The 16,635-nt window shown below is 66.5% G+C and carries 15 protein-coding genes; 5 read left to right on the top strand and 10 right to left on the bottom strand.

Annotated elements, in window-relative coordinates; translation table 11 throughout:
* The first annotated feature begins 45 nt into the window (after positions 1-45).
* Together OVA06_RS15970 and OVA06_RS15965 are read left to right on the top strand one after the other, a co-directional pair.
* A complete protein-coding gene (locus tag OVA06_RS15970; RefSeq protein WP_268159636.1) occupies positions 46-888 on the top strand; it encodes a class I SAM-dependent methyltransferase in 843 nt (280 codons plus the stop codon).
* A gap of 1 nt (position 889) precedes the next feature.
* Entirely contained in the window at positions 890-1,321 is a 432-nt protein-coding gene (locus OVA06_RS15965) for an SRPBCC domain-containing protein (RefSeq protein ID WP_268159634.1), read from the top strand.
* A gap of 198 nt (positions 1,322-1,519) precedes the next feature.
* Here OVA06_RS15965 and OVA06_RS15960 read toward each other — a convergent pair whose 3' ends face one another.
* The 5 genes from OVA06_RS15960 to OVA06_RS15940 all read right to left on the bottom strand — a co-directional run bounded on the left by OVA06_RS15960 (position 1,520) and on the right by OVA06_RS15940 (position 6,221).
* The gene (locus OVA06_RS15960; RefSeq protein WP_056082425.1) at positions 1,520-1,798 is read right to left on the bottom strand and encodes an HPr family phosphocarrier protein; all 279 of its coding nucleotides are present in this window, start codon (positions 1,796-1,798) and stop codon (positions 1,520-1,522) included.
* Positions 1,799-1,864: 66 nt separating this feature from the next.
* A complete protein-coding gene (locus OVA06_RS15955) occupies positions 1,865-3,904 on the bottom strand; it encodes a PTS fructose transporter subunit IIABC (RefSeq protein WP_056082422.1) in 2,040 nt (679 codons plus the stop codon).
* A gap of 2 nt (positions 3,905-3,906) precedes the next feature.
* On the bottom strand, positions 3,907-4,899 hold the full coding sequence (locus OVA06_RS15950) for a 1-phosphofructokinase family hexose kinase (RefSeq protein WP_056082419.1): 993 nt from the start codon (positions 4,897-4,899) through the stop codon (positions 3,907-3,909).
* Entirely contained in the window at positions 4,896-5,702 is an 807-nt protein-coding gene (locus OVA06_RS15945) for a DeoR/GlpR family DNA-binding transcription regulator (RefSeq protein WP_261621178.1), read from the bottom strand. The genes OVA06_RS15950 and OVA06_RS15945 overlap by 4 nt, the downstream gene beginning before the upstream one ends.
* 261 nt (positions 5,703-5,963) lie before the next feature.
* Positions 5,964-6,221: a DUF6458 family protein gene (locus tag OVA06_RS15940; protein WP_268159632.1), complete on the bottom strand. Its 258-nt coding sequence runs from the start codon at positions 6,219-6,221 to the stop codon at positions 5,964-5,966.
* A gap of 273 nt (positions 6,222-6,494) precedes the next feature.
* Between OVA06_RS15940 and OVA06_RS15935 the strand changes: the two genes are divergently transcribed.
* From OVA06_RS15935 to OVA06_RS15925, 3 genes are all read left to right on the top strand, one after another.
* Complete coding sequence (locus OVA06_RS15935) at positions 6,495-7,112, top strand: alpha/beta hydrolase (protein ID WP_056082413.1); 618 nt, start codon at positions 6,495-6,497, stop codon at positions 7,110-7,112.
* Positions 7,113-7,311: 199 nt separating this feature from the next.
* Positions 7,312-8,049, top strand: coding sequence for an HAD family hydrolase (locus tag OVA06_RS15930; protein WP_268159629.1), 738 nt, complete (start codon positions 7,312-7,314; stop codon positions 8,047-8,049).
* A gap of 128 nt (positions 8,050-8,177) precedes the next feature.
* Complete coding sequence (locus OVA06_RS15925) at positions 8,178-10,523, top strand: glycoside hydrolase family 65 protein (RefSeq protein WP_268159626.1); 2,346 nt, start codon at positions 8,178-8,180, stop codon at positions 10,521-10,523.
* A gap of 12 nt (positions 10,524-10,535) precedes the next feature.
* On the opposite strand, the gene OVA06_RS15920 is transcribed toward OVA06_RS15925, so the two are convergent.
* From OVA06_RS15920 to gcvH, 5 genes are all read right to left on the bottom strand, one after another.
* A complete protein-coding gene (locus OVA06_RS15920; protein ID WP_268159624.1) occupies positions 10,536-11,822 on the bottom strand; it encodes an MFS transporter in 1,287 nt (428 codons plus the stop codon).
* A gap of 129 nt (positions 11,823-11,951) precedes the next feature.
* On the bottom strand, positions 11,952-12,965 hold the full coding sequence (lipA, locus tag OVA06_RS15915) for a lipoyl synthase (protein ID WP_268159622.1): 1,014 nt from the start codon (positions 12,963-12,965) through the stop codon (positions 11,952-11,954).
* A 70-nt stretch (positions 12,966-13,035) separates the two neighbouring features.
* On the bottom strand, positions 13,036-14,493 hold the full coding sequence (locus OVA06_RS15910) for an L-serine ammonia-lyase (RefSeq protein WP_268159620.1): 1,458 nt from the start codon (positions 14,491-14,493) through the stop codon (positions 13,036-13,038).
* A 336-nt stretch (positions 14,494-14,829) separates the two neighbouring features.
* Positions 14,830-16,167 (bottom strand): serine hydroxymethyltransferase, encoded by a 1,338-nt coding sequence (gene glyA / locus OVA06_RS15905; RefSeq protein ID WP_326493583.1) that lies wholly within the window; start codon positions 16,165-16,167, stop codon positions 14,830-14,832.
* Positions 16,164-16,547: a glycine cleavage system protein GcvH gene (gene gcvH / locus OVA06_RS15900; protein WP_056080113.1), complete on the bottom strand. Its 384-nt coding sequence runs from the start codon at positions 16,545-16,547 to the stop codon at positions 16,164-16,166. Before gcvH ends, glyA begins: the two co-directional genes overlap by 4 nt.
* Between the last annotated feature and the right edge of the window lie 88 nt (positions 16,548-16,635).

Below are 16,635 nucleotides of genomic sequence, written 5' to 3'. Positions count from 1 at the left end.
CCGCAGCGCGCTGAAACCCCAACGGCTCGATGAGGAGCGCGGACCATGACTGAGCAGACCGATGCGGCCGAGGCGGACCGGGCGCTGAAACAGAAGCACCGTGCCATGTGGGCGTCCGGGGATTACCCCGCGCTGGCGGATGAAATGCTCCTGGAGCTGGGCGCCATCCTGGTGGAAGCGTGCGGCGTCCGCTCCCGCCACCGGGTGCTGGACGTGGCCGCCGGGTCAGGGAACGCAGCCATCCCCGCGGCCATGATGGGCGCCAAGGTGGTGGCCTCGGACCTCACCCCGGAGCTCTTCGAGGCCGGACGGCGCGAAGCCGGCAACCGTGGCGTCAGCCTGGAATGGAAAGAAGCCGACGCCGAGGCGCTGCCGTTCGACGACGCCGCGTTCGACGTCGTGATGTCCTGCCTGGGTGCCATGTTCGCGCCGCGGCACCAGGCGGCGGCGGACGAGATCCTCCGCGTGTGCAAGCCCGGCGGGAACATCGGACTGCTCAGCTGGACCCCGGAGGGCTTCGTTGGGCGGATGTTCGCCACCATGAAGCCGTTTGCGCCGCCGCCACCGCCGGGGGCGCAGCCGGCACCGCTGTGGGGGAGCGAGGAGCACGTCCGTGAACTGCTGGGGGACAGGGTCACCGACGTGACCGTCCGCAAGCAGGCCCTGGCGGTACGGAGTTTCCACCAGCCGGGCGACTTCGTCCGCTACTTCAAATCCCATTACGGCCCCACCATCGCCGTCTACAAGTACATCGGCGCCGACGCGGACAAGGTCAGGGAACTGGACCAGGCGCTGACGGAGCTCGCCGATTCCTTCGGCGACGCCCATGGCGACACCCCGTTCCAGATGGAGTGGGAATACCTGCTGTTCACCGCGAGGAAGGCCTGACATGCCCGGCGACTTCACGGCAACATCCAGCACCACCATCGACGCCCCGCCGGACCGCGTCTGGAACGTCATCACGGACCCAGCAGCCGCCAGGGAGTTCATGTTCGGGGCCAAACTGGAAACGGACTGGGCGGAGGGAAGCCCCATTACCTGGAGCGGCGAATGGGACGGCAAGCCGTACCAGGACAGGGGCAAGGTGCTGGAGGTGGATCCCGGCCGGAGACTGGTGCACACCCATTTCAGCGCCCTCAGCGGCGAGGACGACGTGCCGGAAAACTACCACACCCTGACCTGGACGCTGCAGGACCGTGACGGTGGCACCCACCTCACGCTCGCCCAAGACAACAACCCGAGCCAAGAGGCAGCAAACCACTCGAAGGGCATGTGGGACAAGCTCGTGGCCGACGTGAAAGCGATCGCCGAACGCCCCTGACCGTCCCCTTCCTCCAACCAGGTAGCAGTAGATGTCGTTTTGGACGCTCATAACGACATCTACTGCGACCCAGTTGGGCGCGGCCGCGGGGAGGCGACCCGGACGCTTAACGCCAGCGGCCGCCGTCGTGCCGTTCCCACGAGGGGAAGGCGCGACGGCGGCCGCTTGGCTTAGTCCGGCTGCCGGGCAGCCTGCCTGCTACTCGGCGTCGTGGTCCGTTTCCAGGATCTGCACCAGGCGTTCCAGTGCATCGTCTGCACCTGTGCCCTCGGCCCGGAGGACCACCTTGTCGCCGTGTGAGGCACCCAGGCTCATGAGGGACAGGATGCTGGCCGCGTCCATGGCCTCGTCGGCAGGCTCGCCTTCACGGGCGATGGTGATGTCCAGGTCGAACTCGCCGGCTGCCTCGGCAAAGATGGCGGCGGGACGGGCGTGCAGGCCCACGCGGCTGGCGACGGTTGCGGTGCGTTCTGGCATTGTTGCTCCTTTGTCTTTCGGCGAGCTGACGGTTCAGCGCCGGTGAGTTTGTGTCGGTGGGCCGGATCAGACGGTTACGGGAACCGGTTCAACCGTATCAACGCTCTTCTTCACTGCCCAGCGCTTGAGCGCCACCACGGCCAGCGCACTGACCACGGTGCCGGCAATGATCGACACGATGAACATCAGCACGTTGCCAATGGCGAAGAAGACGAAGATACCGCCGTGGGGTGCCTGCGACGTGACGTTGAAGGCCATGGTGAGGGCACCGGTGAGCGCACCGCCCAGCATGCTGGCGGGGATGACGCGCAGCGGATCGGCAGCGGCGAACGGGATGGCGCCTTCGGAGATGAACGAAGCGCCCAGCAGCCAGGCTGCCTTGCCGTTTTCGCGTTCAGCCAGGCTGAAGAGCTTTTTGTCCAGGACGGTGGCCAGGGCCATGGCCAGCGGCGGGACCATACCCGCTGCCATGACGGTGGCCATGATCTGCCACGGTGCCTGGTTGGTGGCGCTGCCGGCGCTCAGGCCGGCCACGGCGAAGGCGTAGGCCACCTTGTTGACCGGGCCGCCCAGGTCGAAGCACATCATGAGGCCCAGGATGATGCCCAGGACCACAGCGGAAGCACCGGTCATGCCGGACAGCCAGGTGTTGAGTGCGGTGGTGAGGCCCGCGATGGGACCGCCGAGGACCAGGAACATGAGGCCCGAAGCCACGATGGAAGCCAGCAGCGGGATGATGACCACCGGCATGAGGCCACGCAGCCAGCGGGCCACCTGCCAGGTGCCGATCAGGTGCGCGATGTAGCCGGCCAGCAGGCCGCCCACGATGCCGCCGAGGAACCCGGCGCCCATGAATCCGGAAACTGCGCCGGCCACGAAACCGGGTGCGATGCCCGGGCGGTCAGCGATCGCGTAGGCGATGTAGCCGGCCAGCGCAGGAACCAGGAAGCCCATGGACAGGGCGCCGATCTTGAAGAAGACAGCGCCCAGGTAAATGGCCAGTCCGCCTTCGGGGAGGTTGGCGAAGCTGTTTTCCAGCACCACCTTGTCCGCCACGCCGGTGATGTCATAGCCGCCCAGCAGGAACCCGAGGGCGATCAGCAGGCCGCCGCCGGCAACGAACGGGATCATGTAGCTGACACCGGTGAGGAGTGCCCGCTTCAGCTTCTGGCCGATGTGCTCGCCCTTTTCGGTGGCCTCGTTCTCGGCCTGCTCCTCCGCCCCGAAGTGGGGGACGCGGCGCGCATTCGGATTCTCAGCCGCAGCGAGTGCTTCCTGGACCATCTTGGCGGGCTCGTCGATGCCGCGCTTGACGGGGGCGTTGATGACGGGCTTGCCGGCGAAGCGCTCCTTGCCGCGGACGTCCACGTCAACGGCGAAGATCACGGCGTCCGCTGCTGCGATGACGGCGGGGTCCAGCGGCTTGGCGCCGGAAGAACCCTGGGTTTCAACCTGCAGGTCCACGCCCATTTCCTGGGCGGCGGCAACCAGCGAGTCAGCGGCCATGTACGTGTGTGCGATGCCGGTGGGGCACGCGGTGACGGCCACGAGGCGCTTGGGACCGGCAGCCGCAGCACCGGCACCTGAACCTGCGGAGGCCGTGGCAGCCGCCGGAGCAGCGTCAGCAGGTGCCGCGGCAGCGTGGGCCGCCGGCTTGTCTGCCAGGGCGCCGTCAACGAGCTCCACGATTTCCGCCTCGGAGGAGGCGTTGCGGAGGGCGGCCGTGAAGTCCTTTTTGATCAGGGACCGGGCCAGCTTGGAGAGCAGCTTCAGGTGGGCCTGGTCGGCACCGTCCGGAGCGGCAATGAAGAACACGAGGTCCGCGGGGCCGTCCTTGGCGCCGAAGTCCACCTTGGGGGACAGGCGGGCCATGGCCAGGGTGGGCTCGACGACCGCAGCCGAGCGGCAGTGCGGGATGGCAATGCCGCCCGGAATGCCGGTGGCGGTCTTCTGTTCGCGGGCGTAGGCGTCGGCAAAGAGGCCTTCAACCTCTGTTGCGCGTCCGGTGGCAGCAACCTTGCTTGCCAGGTGCCGGATCACCGCCTCGGGGTCGTTGCCCAGGTTCTGGTCGAGCTCGACCAGTTCCGTGGTGATGAGCTGAGTCACTGTCAATCCTTTCGAAGGGCCGTGATGGTTACGGCTTCCGGGGTGGTTTGGTGCACTGCCGGAACCGTTGAACCGGGCAGGGAGGCGGCGGCGGCTCCATGGGCCACCGCCTGACGCAGGCAGTCGGCAGGGGCGGCGCCCCGGCCGTGGGCGAGCAGGTAGCCGGCCAGTGCGGAATCTCCCGCACCCACCGTGCTCACTGCGGCGACCGGCGGATGCGTGGCCAGCCACGCGCCGTCGGCCGTTACGAGGACAGCTCCCTTGGAACCGAGAGTTGCCAGCACAGCACCCACACCGGAACGCACGACGGCGGACGCGGCCTCGGCGGCAGCCGCCGGGTCCGCTTCCAGTTCGTCCGCGGCGGCCGTGGCGAACCCGGCTGCAGCAGCCAGTTCCGCCAGTTCCTCGGCGTTGGGCTTCAAAAGATCCGGCATGCCCTCCGCGCCGCCGGTCAGGGCGGCGGCGAGTGGCTGGCCGGACGAGTCGACGGCGATCAGTGGCGTACGTCCCGGGGACCCGCCGTCGGCAGCTGAACGCAGGCGGCGGGCCGCCGTCGCGTAAAAATCTGTCGGGAAGCCCGGCGGCAGTGAACCTGCCAGGACCACCCAGCCGGCACCCCGGGAACTTTCGAGCAGCAGCTTCAGCAGCGCCTCCTGCTGGTTGTCATCGAGGACAGGCCCGGGTTCGTTGATCTTGGTGGTGACCCCGCCGGGTTCGGTGAGGGCCACGTTGGTGCGCAGCGGTTCGCCGATGGGCAGCGACACGAAGGGCACGGCGCCGGCGCGCAGGCCGGCCAGCACAGGATCGCTGTCCGCGCCCGGCAGGACGGCCAGGGATTCGAGGCCGGAGGCCACCAGCGCCCGGGACACGTTGACGCCCTTGCCGCCGGATTCCTGGGTGACGGACACAGCGCGCTGTACTTCGCCGCGTTCCAGCGGTCCGGGCAGGGCGACGGTGCGGTCCAGGCTGGGGTTGGCCGTGAACGTGACGATCATGCGATCACCACGTCTACATCGGCCGCTTCCAGGGCTGCGGCGAGTTCGGGGCTGGGTTCGCTGTCTGTAATCAAGGTGTCCAGGTCTTTCAGGGAGGCGAACTGGACCAGCGTTTCCGCGTCCAGCTTGGAGGAATCGGCCAGCACCACGATGCGGCGTGCCGAGTGGACGAAGGCAGCCTTCACGGCGGCTTCTTCAGGATCGGGAGTGCTGAGTCCAAAGGTGGGGTGGATGCCGTTGGTCCCCACGAAGGCGATATCGGGGCGAATCCGTGCGGCGGCGTCCACCGTTGCCTGGCCGACGGCCACCTGGGTGATGCCGCGGACCCTGCCGCCCAGGATGTGCAGGGCGATGCCGGGGACGCTGGAGAGCTTGCCGGCAATGGGAACGGCGTGGGTGATGGCCACCAGCTCGGTACCGGCGGCGCCGGATTCGGAAAGTTCTACGGCGGTGCGCCGGGCCAGCATGTCGGCCAGGACTTCGGTGGTGGTTCCGCCGTCGATCAGGACGCTGCCGGGGGAGTTGCGGGGGATGAGCGCGAGTGCGGCCTCGGCGATGCGGCTCTTCTGGTCCGGCCGGCGGATGGCGCGTTCGGTGACGCTTTCCTCGGTGGTGCTGAAGCGGTCTGCCGCCACCGCACCGCCGTGCACGCGGCGTACGGTGCCGGCGTTCTCGAGGGTGGCGAGGTCCCGGCGGACGGTTTCGGTAGTGATGCGGAAGCGCTCAGCCAGCAGGGTCACGCTGACCCGGCCGCTGCCGGCGACAAGCTCGGCAATCTTTTGCTGGCGTTCCTCGGCGAACACGTACCCTCCGTTGCGTAGCTTTGCTGGTGCTGTGGTGGCCGGCGCCCTGTTTGGCGTGACTGGCATCACATGATGTTGAGTTACTTGACTTTATCTTTGCTTATGTTGGTTTGTCAATGGAAACCAACACGAAACAATATTTGGGTTCTCCTCGTTTGGTTGAGGCCCCGGGACGCGAAAGCCGGGCCGGACGCTGTGGTCCGGCCCGGCTTCTCGGGTTCATGGTCTTTCGTGGTCCTGGATGACCCGCGGGCGGCCTGCCTAGATGGTTCCGTCGCGGCTTTCGTTCCGGGTGATCCGCTCGCCCGTGTTCGGGTCCACGACGGACCGGGTCTCGCTGACCCGCCGCGTCCGGCCGGGCGAGGCCAGGACCAGGGATACGATCAGGCCGATGACGCCCACGGCGATCAGGATGTAACCAACCAGGGCCTGGTCCACGAAGGGAATGAGTCCCGGGGCCACTGCCCAGGCCAGGATGGCGCCGAGGGCGATAAGGAAGATTGACGAGCCGATTCTCATGACTTGCTCCTTCTGCTGGCCGCGGGTTGCGGCTCCTGTGGGGCGGTGCACGGTATTGCGGGTAGGTCGCTGCCCTGCTTTTGACACTGCTCTGTAAAGTCACTGGTCAGCATGCTGATAGTAGGCGTCACGCTACAGTGCACCCACAGTCGATTCAATGAATGATGCCGAGTCGTTGCCGGGAAAATTCTGCGTGACTGGTGTGATTGCCGGGGCGCCTGGGTTTATCGCCGTCGTGGCGTGGGCGCCGCGTTGCCTCGCTAGTCTGGTCCGATGGAAACAGTTGTGTGGTCCAAGCCTGAGGACCAGCGCGCCGGGACGCCCCTGCTGGTGATGATGCACGGCTATGGCACGGATGAATCCCGCATGGTCCGGCTGTTCGAGTACCTCCCTCCGGAGTTCACCTTCGCCGCCCTCCGGGCGCCGATGCCCATCGGAGACCACTATGGCTGGTTCCTCCTGGACTATTTCCTCACCAACGACTTTGCCGACGTCATCTCGGTCACCGGCACCGTGCATGGCTGGATCAACTCCGTCCGCGGCCGGCACACCAGTGTGAGCCTGATGGGCTACTCACAGGGCATGGCCATGGCCAGCACCCTCCTGCGCCTCCACCCCCGCGACTACGCCGCCGTCGTTGGCCTTTCCGGATTTGTGCTGGACAACGACCTCCTGGCCCTCACCGATGAGTTCGATACCAGGCCGCCGTTCTTCTGGGGGCGCGACAAGGCGGACCTGGTGATCAACGAGGATGCCACCGCCTACACGGGTGAATGGCTTGAGGCGCACACGCTGCTGACTGCCCGGACGTATCCCGGAATGGGGCACGCCATGTCGAAAGCCGAGATGGCGGACGTTGGCGCGTTCCTTCGGCATTACGTGCTGAAATGACCCGCAGGCGGTCAAGGTAACGGCGATAAAACATTTGCAAGTCAAATTTGCAAGCGCTTACACTCGTCTACGGCCATGATCGGTCCTGCAGTGGGCGGAACAAGGAGGCGATGCTGTGTGCATGTGGCGCAGCAGCACCTCCTTCAGGCTGTCCGGACGGGACCGGCAGTCCGTAAACCGAGAGGACACCGCACTGCCGATGACACAACGAACTGCAGCTGACACCGCCGCCTGGACGGGCGCATCCGCCATCCTGTTCGACCTTGACGGTGTGTTGACCCCCACGGCCACCGTGCACGAACAGGCCTGGAAAGAACTCTTCGAAGGCTTCCTTGCCGGGCACCCCGAGGCGCAGGGCTACCGCGAAAGCGACTACTTCGACCACATCGACGGCAAGCCGCGCTTCGACGGCGTACGGGACTTCCTCGCCTCACGCAGCATCGAGCTTCCCGAAGGACCGCTGGACGACGATCCCGCCAACATCACCGTCCAGGGCCTCGGGAACCGCAAGAACCGGATCTTCAACGACATCGTCAGCACCGGCGTCGCGCCGTTCGAAGGCTCGGTGCGTTTCCTCGAAGCCGCGCTGGCCCGCGGACTGAAGGTCGCCGTCGTCTCATCCTCCCGCAACGCCCCCGCGGTCCTGGCCGCCGCAGGCCTCAGCCACCATTTCCCCGTTGTGGTGGACGGTGTGGTGGCCGCCCGCGAAGGAATTCCCGGCAAACCCAGCCCGGCGACGTACGCCTACGCGGCCCGGCTGCTGGAACTGCCCAGCGAGGAATGCGTAGTGGTGGAGGACGCTGTCTCCGGAGTCCAGGCCGGCCAGGCGGGATCGTTCCATTCCGTCATCGGCGTGGACCGCGGTGCCGGGCGCCAAACCCTCCTCGAAGCCGGGGCAACCCTGGTGGTCAACGACCTTGGAGAGCTCCTGCCCTGACGGGAGCCCCGTTCCACACCGGAGACCCGCTGCCACCCCCGGGCAGCACCCATCCGGGCAAGCTTTCACCTCGAATCCCCTATGCCGGACCTGCGCCGGTGCACAGCATGCCTAAAGGACCCAACACCATGGCTCTCATCTCTGCGGACCGCGAACGGTTCCCCAACACTCCCTGGCAACTGGTGGAAACCCGCCACGAGCCTGGAAACGCAGGGACGCTTGAAACGCTCTTTTCCCTGGGCAACGGCCACCTCGGAATCCGTGGCGCCCATTGGGCAGCGGCGGATGCCGAACTTCCCGGCAGCTTCATCAACGGGCTGCACGAAACCTGGGACATTAAGCACGCCGAGAACGCCTTCGGATTCGCGCGGACCGGCCAGCGCATCCTGTACATCCCGGACGCCAACAACTTCACCGTCGTAGTGGACGGTGAGTCCCTGGGCCTTGCCGAATCGGAGGTACTGGACTACCGGCGGAGCGTTGACTTCTCCACCGGCATCTACGAGTGCCGCATCACTTGGCAGTGCCGGTCCGGATCCGTGGTCACCACCACCGAACGCCGTGCGGTGGGGTACGAATCCCGGGGCAGCCTGGGCCTTTCCCTCGAAGTTTCGGCGGACCGCGATATTTCGCTCGACGTCACCTCGTCAGTGCTCAACCGGCAGGACCAGCCGGTAGAGGACCACTCCGCCCACGATCCGCGCCGCGCCGGCCGCCACGCCGGACGGGTCCTGCTGCCGCTGCGGCTGGATGGCGGCGACGGATCACTGCGGCTCTCCTGGGAAGCCGCAGAATCCAAGCAGCGTGTAGGACTGGCCGTGGACCACTGGACCTCCGCCGGCCACCAGCCTTTCGAAACCCTGGTGGACCAGGATGACAGCAGCGTCCGCTACGTTCTGGCCGTCAGCGCCGGCGAACCCTTCCGGCTGGAGAAAAGCGTCAGCTACGCCGCCGGCCGGACCGTGCAGGACGAAGGCGTCGACGCCGCCGCCTTGGCCGAAGCGGGCCTGCGCCCCGTCGCGGACGTCTTCGCTGAAAGCGAGGCGCACTACCGGGGCTATTGGGCAACCTCGGACATCGTGGTGGACGGCGGAGAGCCGGAGCTGCAGCAGGCCATCCGCTGGAACCTGTTCCAGCTGGCCCAGGCCACGGCGCGTGCCAACGTGGCGGGCATCCCGGCCAAGGGCGTCACCGGATCCGGCTACGAGGGCCACTATTTCTGGGACCAGGAGGTGTACCTGCTGCCGTACCTGACGTATACGAACCCGGACGGTGCCCGGCAGGTCCTGGAGTTCCGGCATGCCATGCTGCCCGAGGCCAAGGTCCGTGCCAAGGAACTCAGCGTGGACGGCGCCCTGTTCCCGTGGCGGACCATTAACGGCCTTGAAGCCAGCGCCTACTACGCCGCGGGCACCGCTCAGTTCCACATCGCGGCCGCCATAGCGTTCGCCACCAACCGTTACCTTTGGGCCACCGGCGATTCCGCGTTCCGGGAGGGCATGGGAGCTGAGCTGCTGATGGAGACCGCCCGCATGTGGATCTCGCTGGGCTTCTTCGGCAAGGACGGCCTGTTCCACATTCACGGTGTCACCGGCCCTGACGAGTACACCGCCGTGGTAAATGACAACCTCTACACCAACGTCATGGCCCGGTTTAACCTGCGGGCTGCCGCAGCGCTGGACCACCCGGGCGCCGCCCAGGAGGAGCGGCAGCTGTGGGCTGCGGCAGCCAACCTGATGCACCTGCCGTTCGACAGCCGCATGCAGGTCCACTCCCAGGACAACGACTTCATGACCCTGGAACCATGGGACTGGACCACGCCGCGGTCCAAATATCCGCTCCTGCTGCATTTCCACCCGCTGGTGATCTACCGCCACCAGGTGCTCAAGCAGGCTGACACCGTCCTCGCCATGTTCCTGCAATGGCAGGATTTCACTGCAGGTGAGAAACAGCGGGCCTTCGATTTCTACGACCCCATCACCACGGGCGACTCCACCCTGTCTGCATGCGTGCAGGGCATCATGGCTGCCGAAGTGGGGTACTCCGGGGAGGCCCTGAAGCACTTCACCAACGCGGTGTTCATCGACCTGGACGACACCCACGGCAACACCATTGACGGCGTGCACATTGCCTCCACCGGCGGGGTGTGGAGCTCCCTGGTGTGCGGTTTTGCGGGCCTGCGCGACCAGGGCCCGGTGCCGTACTTCGATCCGCGCCTCCCGGAGGAATGGGACGGGCTGACTTTCCACCTCAAGATCAGGGGCCGGCTGCTGCTGGTCCGGCTCTCCTCCGGCGCCATCACCCTCACCGTCCAGGAAGGGGACCCGCTGGACGTCAACGTGCGGGGCCAGGTACTGGCCGTAGGCTCCGATCCCGTCAGCGTGGAGCTGGAGCCCGTCGCGGAACCGGAACCCACAGCGTTCCCCAGCGGACTGCCGACGGCGAGCATCCCGGTGGTCCTCGCCAACAGCTGATGTGCCGCTAAGTCAGGACACGGCGGCTTCGGGTGCCGCGTCCAGCGGGTGGGCCAGTTCGTCGCGGGGCATCCCGGCGGCGGCGGATGCGATGACGGCCATGATGGGGCAGACCACGCCCGCCACCAGGAAAATCAGCCAGATGGGCAGCACCTCAGCCGCTGGCCCGGCCAGCGCCATGGACACCGGCATCAGCGCCAGGGATACGAAAAAGTCGAGGCTGGAGATGCGGCCCAGCAGGTGTGGCGGGACGCGGCGCTGGAGCAGCGTGCCCCAGATGACCATGCCCACGCTCCCGGTGGCGCCCCAGATGAACAGAGCTGCGGCGATCAGCCAGAAGTTGTCCATGAGGCCGACGGCGGCAATCGGCAGGCTGCCCACGCCCCAGGACACCATCATCACCGTCAGGTAGCGGCGGGGCAGGCGGAGTGACGCCGTCACCAGGGAGCCCAGGGCTGCCCCCACCCCCATGACCGCCAGCAGGAAACCGAACATGCTCGAATCCCCGCCGAGCTGGTCCCGCACCAGGAATGGCAGCAGGACCTCGATGGGGCCGATCAGGAACAGCACGGAAATGCAGGCCCAGATCAGCGTCCAGAGCAGCCATGGGGTCCTGATGGTGTAGCTGACGCCTTCGCGCAGGTCCTGGACGAAGGATGCTTTGCGGTGTCCATCCTCGTGGCCGGCCTCAGCGGGCGGTGTGGCCAGGGCATGCTGGCCCAGGAAGTTCAGGACAATGAAGGCCAGAAGGTGGCACGCGGCCACCCCGGTCACCGCAAGCGACGGCGAGAGGGCTGCCACCAGGATGCCGGCCACCGCGGGTCCCGCCGCCTGCTGCAGGACGGGGCGCATGGTCCCCTCCATGCCGTTGGCGGCCAGCAGGTCCTCAGCCGGAAGGATGCGCGGCAGGATCGCGGAGTAGGCAGGGAAGAAGAAGGCCGCGCCAACACCCAGCACGAAAGCCCCCGCCGCTACATGCCACAGTTGCAGCCAGCCGGCCATTGCCAGGCCGCTGATCGCGGCGATGACTGCCAGGTTGGCGCCCTCCACGGCGATGATCAGGCGCCGCTGCGGGACCCTGTCCGCCGCGATCCCGCCGGCCAGGACGAAGGCCACCAGTCCCACGCTTCCGGCGGCGGCCACCAGCGAAAGTTCCAGGGGACCGCCGCCAAGGTGGATCACCTGGTAGACCATGGCTACGGCCCACATACCGGAACCGAAAATGGAGATGGCCAGCGCTGCAATCAGGACCCGGTACTCGCGGTGGATAAAAGGACGCAAGGCTTTGGGGGCGGGCATAAGCCCCAGTTTAAGCCCGGACGGCGGCTGGCCTGATGCCCCCCAAATCAGCATCAGGCCGGCCGCCAGTGGTGAATCCGGCCGGTACCTGCATGGTCCCGGATGTTGCCCGGACCCTCCTGGCCGGATCTATCCGGCCAGGAGGGTGGTGGCTTCCTGGCGGGTGGTGCCGGAGTCCTGGATGCCGTCGGCGATGTGGGCGAGTTCGGCGGGGATGTCGCGGCCTTTTTTGCGCATGGCGGTGGCCCAGAGGCGGCCGGCGCGGTAGGAGGAGCGGACCAGGGGGCCGGACATGACGCCGAGGAAGCCGATCTCTTCGGCTTCGTGCTGGAGGTCGACGAATTCCTGGGGTTTGACCCACCTGTCTACGGGGAGGTGGCGTTCGGAGGGGCGGAGGTATTGGGTGATGGTGATCAGGTCGCAGCCGGCCTGGTGGAGGTCGCGGAGGGCTTCGGAGATTTCTTCGCGGGTTTCGCCCATGCCGAGGATGAGGTTGGATTTGGTGACCATGCCCAGGTTCCGGCCTTGGGTGATGACGTCGAGGGAGCGTTCGTAGCGGAATGCCGGGCGGATCCTTTTGAAGATCCGGGGGACGGTTTCGACGTTGTGGGCGAAGACTTCGGGTTTGGAGTCGCAGATCGCGGCGATGTGGCCGGGGTTGCCGGAGAAGTCGGGGATGAGGAGTTCGACGCCGGTGCCGGGGTTCAGTTCGTGGATTTTGCGGACGGTTTCGGCGTAGAGCCAGACGCCTTCGTCTTCGAGGTCGTCGCGGGCCACGCCGGTGACGGTGGCGTAGCGCAGTTGCATGGATTGGACGGAGCGGGCCACTTTGGTGGGTTCGAACCGGTCCACGGGGGAGGGTTTGCCGGTGTCGATCTGGCAGAAGTCGCAGCGGCGGGTGCATTCGGAGCCGCCGATGAGGAAGGTGGCTTCCTTGTCTTCCCAGCATTCGAAGATGTTGGGGCAGCCGGCTTCTTCGCAGACGGTGTGCAGGCCTTCTTTTTTGACCAGGTTCTTGAGCTGGACGAATTCCGGGCCCATCTGGACTTTGGCCTTGATCCACTCCGGTTTGCGTTCCACCGGGACAGCCGCGTTGCGCTGCTCGATCCGCAGCAACTTCCGGCCTTCGGGTGCCAATGTCATGATTGATTTCCTTTGTTTGTGCTGGGTGTGCCGTCGGGGCGGCGTTAGTTGAGCCCGTCGAAACCCTGGGTCAGCATTCGACGACGTTGACGGCGAGGCCGCCCATCGCGGTTTCCTTGTATTTGGAGGACATGTCCTTGCCGGTTTCGCGCATGGTGATGATGACTTCGTCGAGGGAGACCCGGTGGGTCCCGTCGCCCCAGAGCGCCATTTTTGCCGCGTTGATGGCTTTCGCCGCGGCGATCGCGTTCCGCTCGATGCACGGAACCTGCACCAGCCCGCCGATCGGATCACAGGTCAGGCCCAGGTTGTGTTCCATCGCGATTTCCGCGGCGTTCTCCACCTGCGCCGGGGTGCCGCCCATGACCTCGGCGAGTCCCGCCGCCGCCATGGACGACGCCGATCCCACCTCGCCCTGGCAGCCCACCTCGGCACCCGAAATGGACGCCTGTTCCTTGTAGAGCACCCCCACGGCGCCGGCGGCGAGCAGGAACCTGGCCACCACGCCGTCGCGGTCTTCCTGCGTTGCCTGGTCCATGCCCGGGGCGAAATGCAGCGCGTAGTACAGGACCGCGGGGATGATCCCGGCCGCCCCGTTCGTCGGGGCGGTAACCACCCTCCCGCCGGAGGCGTTCTCCTCGTTCACGGCGAGGGCCACCAGGTTCACCCACTCCTGCCAGTACCTGGGGTCATGGAAGTCCCAGTCCGTGAACTCCAGGTCCTGGCTGTCCTCGCCGGGGCGGGCGCATTCCTTTTTCAGCCGGTCGAACCAGTCCGGGGCGCGGCGGCGGACCTTTAACCCGCCCGGCAGCACCCCGTCACGCTTCAACGACGTCGCCACGCACGCCTCCATCACGGACCAGATATGCAGCAGCCCCGCCCGGATCTCCTCCTCGGAACGGGAAGACTTCTCGTTGACCAGCATCACGTCGCCGATCCCCAACCCGGTGTCCGCGCAATGCCCCAGGAGCTCCGCAGCGGTCCGGAACGGCAACGGCAGCTCCTTCTTGGACTCATCCAACTCCTGCTGCGCGGCATCCTCCTCACCCTCACGGACAATGAACCCGCCGCCCACAGAGAAGAACGTGGCCCGGTGGAGTTCCCCGCCGTTGCCGTCCGAGACGGTGAACGTCATCCCGTTCGTGTGCCGCGGCAACACCGTCAACGGCCGCAACACCATGTCCTTCACCCCGTACGGCAACGCCACGCCTGCCCCTTCGCCGGCGCCCGCCAGGTGCAGCGTCCCGGTCTCGGCGATCGCAGCCAACCGCTCCTCCACCTCCGCCGGCAGGATCCTTTCGGGGTGGAACCCCTCCAGGCCCAGCAAGATGGCCGTCATCGTCCCGTGCCCATGACCCGTCGCCGCCAACGACCCATACAGATCCACCCGCAGCCCGGCAACCCTGTCCAGCACCCCGCTGCTCTTCAACTCCTCGGCAAACACCGCAGCAGCCCGCATCGGCCCCACCGTATGAGAAGACGAAGGCCCAATACCAACAGAAAAAAGGTCGAAGACGCCAACGGCCATGGTGGGATTCCTAACTAGAAACGTGCGTGGTTGGGTTGGATGGTGGGTGACCGGATTCCTCCGCGTGCTGCTCCTTCGTCGCTCTGACGCACGCTTCCGGAATCCGGCTCACCCCCGTAGGTCCCGTCACCCAAGCGAACAACAGGATGGGCAACGACCCCTGCGCACCTTTGCGAAGAACAGGGATGAACACGCACGTTGTCGGCGCTCACCCGTAGCCTGCCCACAAGGGCCGGCGGAGCCGGACTTTTCGAAAGCCTGCGTCAAAGCGAGGAACGAGCAGCAGGCGTGAAAATGTCCGGTCCGCTGGTCCCGAAGGTGACCAGGGCCGTGCACCTAGGCGAGGTTTGCGACGCCGGGGTACAGCGGGTGGGCTGCGGCGAGTGCTTCGACGCGGTGACGCAGGCCGGAAAGGTCTGCGTCGGCGTCGGCCGTCAGTGCCTCGGCGATGATGTCCGCAACCTCGCGGAAGGCGGCTTCGCCGAATCCGCGGGTGGCCAAAGCCGGGGTGCCGATGCGCAGGCCTGAGGTGACCATCGGCGGGCGCGGGTCGAAGGGCACGGCGTTGCGGTTGACGGTGATGTCAATCGCGGCCAGGCGGTCTTCGGCCTGCTGGCCGTTGAGTTCGCAGTTGCGGAGGTCAACCAGGACCAGGTGGACGTCGGTGCCGCCGGAGATGACGTTGATGCCCTTGGCGGTGACGTCCGGCTGGACCAGGCGCTCGGCCAGGATGCGGGAGCCGGCGAGGACGCGCTCCTGCCGTTCCTTGAACTCAGCCGAGGCGGCGATCTTGAATGCCACGGCCTTGCCGGCGATGACGTGCTCCAGCGGCCCTCCCTGCTGGCCCGGGAACACAGCCGAGTTGATCTTCTTGGCGATGTCGGCGTCGTTCGACAGGATGATGCCGCCGCGCGGACCGGCGAGGGTCTTGTGCGTGGTGGAGGTGGTGACGTGGGCGTGCGGCACCGGGCTGGGGTGCAGGCCTGCGGCGACGAGGCCGGCGAAATGTGCCATGTCCACCATGAGGTAGGCGCCTACCAGGTCGGCAATCCGGCGGAACTCGGCGAAGTCCAGCTGGCGTGCGTATGCGGACCAGCCGGCAACGATCAGCTGTGGCTTCGTCTCCAGCGCCAGGCGCTCCACCTCTGCCATGTCGATGGTGTGGGTGTCTTCGCGGACCTGGTATGGCACCACGTTATAGAGCTTGCCGGAGAAGTTGATCTTCATACCGTGAGTCAGGTGTCCGCCGTGGGCGAGGTTCAGGCCCATGATGGTGTCGCCGGGCTTGATCAGCGCGTGCATCACCGAGGCGTTGGCCTGTGCACCGGAGTGCGGCTGCACGTTGGCGAATTCGGCACCGAACAGGGCCTTGAGCCGGTCGATGGCGAGCTGTTCAATGACGTCCACGTGTTCGCAGCCGCCGTAGTAGCGCTTGCCCGGGTAGCCTTCGGCGTACTTGTTGGTCAGCACCGAGCCCTGCGCCTGCATGACTGCGGCGGCGGTGTGGTTCTCGGAAGCGATCATTTCCAGGCCGTCGCGCTGGCGGCCCAGTTCGTCGTCGATCTTGGCCGCTATCTCCGGGTCCAGGACGGACAGGTCCGCGTTCAGGCTGGGGGATTCAACCTGGCGGAAGGCAACCGCCTCAGTGACAGCCGCGCCGGCAGCCGCGCTCACAGCTCGCCGCCGTTCGCTGCGGCGTATTCTGCGGCGGACAGCAGCGGGCCTTCTTCGGTGACGGACACCTTGAACAGCCAGCCAGCCCCGTACGGGTCGCTGTTGATGAGGGCGGGATCGGACACCACGCCGTCGTTGATCTCGGTGACTTCGCCGGTCACGGGGGAGTAGAGGTCCGAAACGGACTTGGTGGATTCCACCTCGCCGCAGGTTTCGCCGGCCGTCACGATGGAGCCAACCTCGGGCAGGTCCACGTACACGATGTCGCCCAGCGCATCGGCGGCAACGGCCGAGATACCGATCCCGGCAGGCCCGGACCCGTCAACAGCAATCCACTCATGCTCGGCGGAGTACTTCAGTTCAGCTGCAACTTTGCTCATGATTTTCCTGTTCGTTTGAAAACTTAGTTGTGGTCGGGAGTGGAGTTGGCAGGACATCCTCCACGTGCTCGGTCGTGTAGACGCCCGC

Source organism: Pseudarthrobacter sp. SL88 (assembly GCF_026672455.1).
Classification (GTDB): Bacteria; Actinomycetota; Actinomycetes; order Actinomycetales; family Micrococcaceae; genus Arthrobacter.
Note: the sequence above shows the minus strand (reverse complement) of the source record. Positions and strands in the feature narration are given on the sequence as shown.